The organism is Pseudomonas sp. K5002 (genome assembly GCF_013386655.1).
Lineage (GTDB): Bacteria > Pseudomonadota > Gammaproteobacteria > Pseudomonadales > Pseudomonadaceae > Aquipseudomonas.
In genome coordinates this window covers 1-3,280 of record NZ_JACARK010000144.1, presented here as the reverse complement: position 1 = coordinate 3,280, position 3,280 = coordinate 1, and the positions used below count along the sequence as shown (strand labels likewise).

The window sequence follows — 3,280 nt, the reverse complement described above, 5'->3', positions numbered from 1 at the left end:
ACGTCTGGGAGCTGTGTGTTCGGTCGCACCTCCTTGAGTTGCCCACATCGAATTATCGCGCTGCCGAGCCGCCGCTAGGCTGCTCAGGCGGCGGCACAGTCGATAAAGAGGTTGCCTGACCTACCGCTATCGCGGCCTCGCTGGGGCTCGACGGCTCCCACAGTCGATCGGTGCAGCTCAGACTGCTTCCAATTCTGTCTTGAACAACCGATACCAGAAAATCGCCACTTCGCGCGTCTGCGGATCAATCCCGCGATAGCGCAGGTGGTCGATTCCGCCCATCACATACCCGCAGCGCTCATACAGCCGGCAGGCACCGAGGTTGTTGTTCTGGGTCTCCAGCATCATCCCCGGCAGGTTCTTCTTGCGGCTCCAGAACTGCGCCACGTCCAGCAATGCCTTGGCCACCCCGTGGCGCCGCGCGGGCAAGACCACCGCCAGTTCATCCACGTGGGCAAAGCCGTTCCAGTTGGTGCTGACCACGATATGCCCCACGGGCCGGTCATCGAGGTAGGCCATGAACACCGCACTGTCGGCCGCGTCACGGAAGCTGGCGAACTCCTCGGGGTCGATGCCGTAGCATTTGCGGTATGGCACGATACGCTCCACCGCCCACTGGTCGACGCGCTTGCCCATTTCCGGCTTGCCGTAGGCGTTGACTTCAAAGCTGAAGTCGTTCCCCCACACGTAGGCGTCAAATCCTTCGTCAGCCACCCGGACACTGAGGCCCGGGTACTTCGGGTTCATTACAGCTTGCATAAACATCCTTAACCCTTGATGCAGTCGACGGTGTAACAACGACCACTGCCGTCATCTTCGTGTTGCAGTCCATGAACATCGGCAACAAAGCCGGGGAAACTGCTATCGAACGTCCTGGCAAACGCCAGGTAATCAATGATCGAGCGAGTCGATTCGGTAAAGCGCTCACCCGGCATGATCAACGGAATGCCCGGCGGGTAAGGCACCAGCATGACCGCTGCGACCCGACCTGGCAAAGCGTCGATGGACACCGCCTCGACTTCGCCCTTGACCAACAGGTCGTAGGCGTCGGCCGGTTTCATGGCGATTTCCGGCAGTACCGTGTACATCCGCTTCAGGTGCTTGGCCGTGGCATTGCTGCGGTAACAGCTGTGCAACTGGTCGCACAGATCCTTCAAACCCAATCCCTGATACCGCGCCGGGCCCTGCTGAAACACCGATGGCAAACACACAGCAAGGCTCACGTTGGCGTCATAACTGCGCTTGAATTCCAGCAGTTCGGTGAGCAGGGTACTCCACTTGCCTTTGGTGATGCCCATGGAAAACAGCACGAGGAACGAATACAGCCCGGTCTTTTCCACCACCAGCCCACGTTCCCAGAGGAATTTACTGACCACCGCTGCGGGAATTCCGCACTCGCTCAAAGCCCCGCCGGCGTTCAGGCCAGGCATCACCAGGGTGACTTTTATCGGGTCCAGCAGCACGTAGTCTTCGGCGATATCGCCAAAGCCATGCCAGTCGGCCTGGGGTTGCAGCAACCAGTCCGCCGTCACCACCCGGTCAATGCCCGCCACCAGCGGCGGCTGCCAGATGGAAAACCACCAGTCTTCAGCGGCGATATGCTGGCGCAGGTTGGCCAGGGCACGTCGGAAGCTCAGGGCTTCGTCAAACATCTCCTGCAGCAAGGAACGCCCCGCCGGCCCTTCCATCATTGCGGACGCCACATCCAGGGAGGCGATGATGCTGTACTGCGGCGAGGTGGAAATATGCATCATGAACGCTTCGTTGAAGCGGTCGCGGTCCAGCTTGCGCACGCCGCCATCCTGCACATGGATCATCGACGCCTGGCTGAACGCCGCCAGCAGCTTGTGCGTGGAGTGCGTGGTGAACACCAGCGGGCTCTCGGGCGTGCGCGAGGTGCCCATGCCGTAGCGCCCGGCGAAGAACTCATGAAACGCCGCGTAGGCGTACCAGGCTTCGTCGAAGTGCAGCACCTCGACGCTGTTGCCCAGTTGCTGCTTGATCAGCTCGGCGTTGTAGCACAGGCCGTCATAGGTGGAGTTGGTGACCACCGCCAGCTTGACCCTGGCCGGTCGGCCTCGGGTCAGCGGGCTGGCGTCGATCTTGGCGCGGATCGACTCGGGGCTGAACTCGCTCAGGGGAATCGGCCCGATGATCCCCAGTTCATTGCGCTCCGGGCACAGGTACAGCGGGATGGCGCCGGTCATGATGATCGAATGCAACACCGACTTGTGACAGTTGCGGTCCACCAGCACCAGGTCATCCCGGCCCACCATCGAGTGCCAGACGATCTTGTTGGCGGTGGAAGTGCCATTGATCACGAAGTAGGTGTGATCGGCGCCGAAGTTGCGCGCTGCCCGCGCCTCGGCTTCGGCCAACGGGCCGGTGTGGTCCAGCAGCGAGCCGAGCTCCGGCACCGACACCGACAAGTCCGAACGCAGGGTATTTTCCCCGAAGAACTGATGAAACGCCTGCCCCACCGGGCTTTTGCGATAGGCCACGCCGCCGCCATGACCGGGGGTGTGCCAGGAATAATTGGAATCCGCCGTGTGCTGCACCAGGGCCTTGAAGAATGGCGGCAACAGGCCATCCAGGTAGGCGCGGGCCGCACGGGCCACTTGCCGGGCAAGAAACGGCACGGTGTCTTCAAACAGATAAAGAATGCCCCGCAACTGGTTCAGCTCGCTCATGGCATCGGCCGGGGCGTTTTCCAGGGTGACCTGCTCACCGAGGGCGAAGATCGGCAGGTTTGGCGCCCGCACCCGCGCCAGGCGGATCAGCTCCACCATGTTTTGCATCAAATGGGTATTTTCCCCGGCGCCCTCGGCGGCAATCAGCATGCAGGCCAGGCCGTGATGGGTCGAAGCCACCAGGCGACCCTCGGCGTAGTCCACCGCCGAAAAGATACTGAAGCCCTCCTGCTCAAGCTCCCGGGCGATGCCCCGGACGCGGTCGCCGGCAACGGTGTCGGCCTTGATGTCGCGGTGTACGATCAGAACCGGGAACTTCAGGTCTTTGTACATGAGCGCTTGGCGTCCTGAGGGCTATGCCTTCAGGGTAGAAGCTCGGGGCCGATGTGGCGAATGAAGATGTTCAACCGGTGTTCATAAAGCGCCGTCGATGACCTCGCGCAACACCAGCGCCGCTTGCACTGCTTGCTGGCGAGTCGCCAGGTTGGTGAAGCCCATCAACAGGCCTTGCTGACCGCCGGGCTCGATGCTCCAGCCCGACACGGCCTGTATCCCCAGCCCGGCACGTGCGGCGGCCGCAGCGACGGCCT

At 62.0% G+C, this 3,280-nt stretch carries 2 protein-coding genes; both read right to left on the bottom strand.

The genetic code is table 11. From position 1 onward, the window contains the following. Window positions 1-177: 177 nt before the first annotated feature. Window positions 178-747: a GNAT family N-acetyltransferase gene (locus HX846_RS08290; RefSeq protein WP_003217028.1), complete on the bottom strand. Its 570-nt coding sequence runs from the start codon at window positions 745-747 to the stop codon at window positions 178-180. A 20-nt stretch (window positions 748-767) separates the two neighbouring features. After that, window positions 768-3,023 (bottom strand): arginine/lysine/ornithine decarboxylase, encoded by a 2,256-nt coding sequence (locus HX846_RS08285; RefSeq protein ID WP_177051396.1) that lies wholly within the window; start codon window positions 3,021-3,023, stop codon window positions 768-770. Between the last annotated feature and the right edge of the window lie 257 nt (window positions 3,024-3,280).

What these genes read in the sequence shown, in the direction of transcription:
- HX846_RS08290 (WP_003217028.1), bottom strand. Translation starts at nt 747, where the DNA reads ATGAACCCGAAGTACCCGGGCCTCAGTGTCCGGGTGGCTGACGAAGGA.
- HX846_RS08285 (WP_177051396.1), bottom strand. Translation starts at nt 3,023, where the DNA reads ATGTACAAAGACCTGAAGTTCCCGGTTCTGATCGTACACCGCGACATC.